The sequence below is a fragment of the Sphingopyxis sp. genome, from assembly GCF_016463645.1.
In the GTDB taxonomy this organism is placed as follows: domain Bacteria; phylum Pseudomonadota; class Alphaproteobacteria; order Sphingomonadales; family Sphingomonadaceae; genus Sphingopyxis.
In genome coordinates this window covers 1-3,562 of sequence record NZ_JAEMQX010000213.1, presented here as the reverse complement: position 1 = coordinate 3,562, position 3,562 = coordinate 1, and the positions used below count along the sequence as shown (strand labels likewise).

The following is a 3,562-nucleotide window of genomic DNA, read 5'->3' as shown; positions in this document are numbered from 1 at the left end:
ATTTTCCTAGTCAACCCGACGTTGACGTAAGCGTCAAGTTATTTCATGGATCGGACCGACGATGCCGTAAGGGCAGGACGATAGTGGAGGGATCGATATGGCTTTCAGGACACGCATCACCGAAATGCTGGGTATCGAGCATCCGATCGTTCAGGGCGGAATGCAGAGCGTCGGCTATGCCGAACTCGCCAGCGCGGTGTCGAACGCCGGCGGGCTTGGCATCCTTACCGCGCTGACTCAGCCGACACCCGCCGCGCTCAGCGCCGAGATCGAACGCTGCCGCGCGATGACCGACAAGCCGTTCGGCGTGAACATGACCGTTTTTCCGACAATCAACGCCCCGGACTATAAAGCCTATGCGCAGGCGATCATCGACGGCGGCGTGAAGATCGTCGAGACCGCAGGCACGCAGGCGGTGCGCGAGATCTGGGAAATGCTGAAGCCTCACGGCGTCACGATCCTCCACAAATGTACCGCGGTACGCCATGCGCTGTCGGCCGAACGCGCGGGCTGCGACATCATCTCGATCGATGGCTTCGAATGTGCAGGCCATCCGGGGGAGGATGATATTCCGGGTTTGATCCTGATCCCGGCGGCCGCGGACAAGGTGAAAATTCCGATGCTCGCGTCCGGGGGCTTCGGCGACGGGCGCGGCCTTGTCGCGGCACTGTCGCTGGGCGCAGAGGGGATCAACATGGGCACACGCTTCTGCGCTACCGTCGAGGCTCCGATTCACGACAATGTGAAGCAGGCCTATATCGACAATGACGAGCGCGGCAGCTTCCTGATCTTCCGCAGCCTCAAGAACACCGCGCGCGTCGGCAAGAGCGAAGTGAGCGAAGAGGTTGTGCGCCGCCTCGCGATCCCCGACGCGACCTTCGCCGACGTCGCCGACCTGGTGAACGGCAGGGCGGGCCGCGAATTGCTCGAGACCGGCGATCTTTCGAAGGGCGTATTCTGGGCCGGGATGGTGCAGGGGCTGATCCACGATATCCCGACCTGCAGGGAATTGATCGACCGGATCATTGGCGAAGCCGACGCGATTGTTGACCAGCGACTGGCATCGATGCGCGCGTGATGCGGCCCGCCAAGCTGGCGCGATGCGCCAGCTTTCGATATGATCCGATTCATCGCAGTCTGGTCATATCGAATGCCGCCGGCGTCCACGCCCGCCGGCACGGCAAGGGGGATGTTTGAGCCTCATCGAATATAAGGGTTTCGGCGGCGCCGTGCTGGCAGCCGACATGCTGGGCGACGAGAATGACCCCGCCGTGCTGCTGGTCCCCGAAATCGGGCAGGGCCGCGCTGCGTGGCGCGAGGTCGCCGACGCGCTGGTGCTGTCGGGCCGCCGTGTCGTGAACCTCGACCTTCGTGACGAAGAGGAACTCGCGCCGCATATCGAGGACCTGCGCGCCGTCCTCGCCCAGATGGGATCGCGCCCCGTCGTCGTTGCGGCGGGACGCGGCAGCTGGATCGCGACGCGCGCGCTGGGGCTCGATGGCGCGCATCTTGCCGCCGGCCTCGTGCTCGTCGATATGCCCGTCGATGAGGGCGCCATCGCGGACGGTGTTGCGGCGCGGCTGGCGCTGCCATCCCTCGTCGTGCGCGGCGGTTTTTCGCCCGCGCAATGCAGCGCGGTCAGCGATGCCTTCAACGCCGCGCTGCCGCTCGGCGAGAGCGTCGACATCAACGAATGCGATCTCGAACTCGCCTCCGACCGCAAGGAGGCATTGCTCGGCCAGCTGCTCGAGTTCCTAGAACGCCGCCAGCCACGCGAGGCGATGGAGTTCAAGGCAGGGTCCGATCCGCGCACGCTGCGCGATGCGATGGGCTGCTTCGCGACCGGCATCACGATCGTCACCGCGGTAGACGCCGGGGGAACGCCCGTTGGTCTGACCGCGAACAGCTTCACGTCGGTTTCGCTCGAACCGCCGCTGCTGCTCGTATGTATCGCCAACACCGCGGGAACGGCACCGGCGCTGCGTGAAGCCGCGCATTTCGGCGTCAACGTCCTCCAGATCGGCCAGCAACCGACGTCGAACCGCTTCGCGGCCAAGGGCGAGGATCGCTTCGCCAACCAGCCGTGGGCGCCCGGTCAGACAGGCGTGCCGCTGCTCGGTGGCTCGCTCGTATCGTTCGAATGCCAGCATGAATCGCTGCACGAAGCCGGCGATCACTTCATCCTCGTCGGTCGCGTAGTGCGCGCGCAGTTCGAGCCGCACCGCGACCCCTTGCTCTATTTCCGCGGAAAATATCGGCGGCTGCATTTCGCCTGATGGCGGACAGGGTGGGATTCGAACCCACGGTGAGCTTGCACCCACGGCGGTTTTCAAGACCGCTGCCTTAAACCACTCGGCCACCTGTCCTTGTGCCGCCGCCATAGCGCGCGGGCGCCCGGCGGCAAGCGAAACCTTGCCCGCTCGGCCCATCGCGCGAATGACTCGCCTCGTCCCGCCGCCGCCTAGCCAAGCCGCTCGCATCTATGCGACACGTCGCTTATGGGTGGGGACATGATGCACGCTATTCGTTTCAGAATCGGCCGCCTTTCCGGAATCGCCGCCGCCTTCCTCTCGGCCTGGATGCTCACCGCCTCGGCACCGCTCCACGCGCAAAGCGGCGACGCCGGCTTCGATACCTATGTCCAGTCCCTGTGGCCGAAGGCGCAGGCGCGTGGCGTGTCGCGTTCGACCTTTGACCGGGTCACAGCCGGGCTTCGCTTCAACGCCCGCGTCGTCGCGCTCGACCGCGACAACCTCGGCAGCCCGCCGAGCCCGAACACGCCGATCCCGGCCTTCGCGCCCTATAAGGCGAAGCATGTCGACGCCGCCCGCATCGGTGGCGGTCGCCGCGTCCACGACCGGCTGCTCCCGCTCCTGTCGCGTATCGAACAGCGCACCGGCGTCCCGACGAGCATCATGATCGCCATCTATGGCCACGAGACCGCCTATGGCCAGGTGACCGGCAATTTCGACCTGCCCGAAGCGCTCGCGACGCTCGCCTATGAGGGGCGTCGCCGCAGTCTGTTCGAACCAGAACTGATCGCGACGATGGTGATGGTCGAACGCGGCGTGCCGCGCAGCGCGCTCAAGGGCAGCTGGGCGGGTGCCTTCGGCTATCCCCAGTTCCTGCCGTCGGTCTATCTTCAGGTCGCCGAGGACGGCGACGGCGACGGCGTCGCCCGCATCTGGTCGAGCGAAGCCGACGCGATCGAGTCCATCGGCTCGTACCTTCGCCGCGCCGGCTGGCGTGCGGGGCAGCCGTGGGGCGTCGCCGTGACCGTTCCCGCCAGCTTCAATCGCGGCGCGGTCGCGAACAAGCTCAGTCCGACACGCTGCCCGCGCGTCTTCGACCGGCATAGCCGCTGGCGCTCGATGTCCGAATGGCGCGCAGCCGGCATTCAGCCGGTCAGCGGGCGCTGGCCCGACGGCAATGTGCAGGCGACCTTGCTCGAACCCGATGGCCCCGGCCGGACCGCTTATTTGCTGACCGGTAACTATCGTGCGATACTGGACTATAATTGTTCCAATTTTTACGCACTGTCTGTGGGGTTGCTGGCGGATGA

Annotated in this window: 3 protein-coding genes and 1 tRNA gene; 3 read left to right on the top strand and 1 reads right to left on the bottom strand. The window is 65.8% G+C overall.

The window, feature by feature from the left end; all coding sequences use genetic code 11:
* The first annotated feature begins 97 nt into the window (after positions 1–97).
* Both JHC57_RS21635 and JHC57_RS21630 read left to right on the top strand, forming a co-directional pair.
* On the top strand, positions 98–1,078 hold the full coding sequence (locus tag JHC57_RS21635) for a nitronate monooxygenase family protein (RefSeq protein WP_294032643.1): 981 nt from the start codon (positions 98–100) through the stop codon (positions 1,076–1,078).
* A gap of 115 nt (positions 1,079–1,193) precedes the next feature.
* Positions 1,194–2,276 carry a flavin reductase gene (locus JHC57_RS21630; RefSeq protein ID WP_294032642.1) on the top strand — a complete coding sequence of 361 codons (1,083 nt, stop codon included), beginning with the start codon at positions 1,194–1,196 and terminating at the stop codon, positions 2,274–2,276.
* On the opposite strand, the gene JHC57_RS21625 is transcribed toward JHC57_RS21630, so the two are convergent.
* A tRNA-Ser gene (locus JHC57_RS21625) sits at positions 2,277–2,366 on the bottom strand.
* 213 nt (positions 2,367–2,579) lie between these two features.
* Between JHC57_RS21625 and JHC57_RS21620 the strand changes: the two genes are divergently transcribed.
* Positions 2,580–3,562, top strand: a 983-nt coding sequence (locus JHC57_RS21620; protein WP_294032644.1) for a lytic transglycosylase domain-containing protein, incomplete at its 3' end; no start/stop codon positions are given.

What these genes read in the sequence shown, in the direction of transcription:
- JHC57_RS21635 (WP_294032643.1), top strand. Translation starts at nt 98, where the DNA reads ATGGCTTTCAGGACACGCATCACCGAAATGCTGGGTATCGAGCATCCG.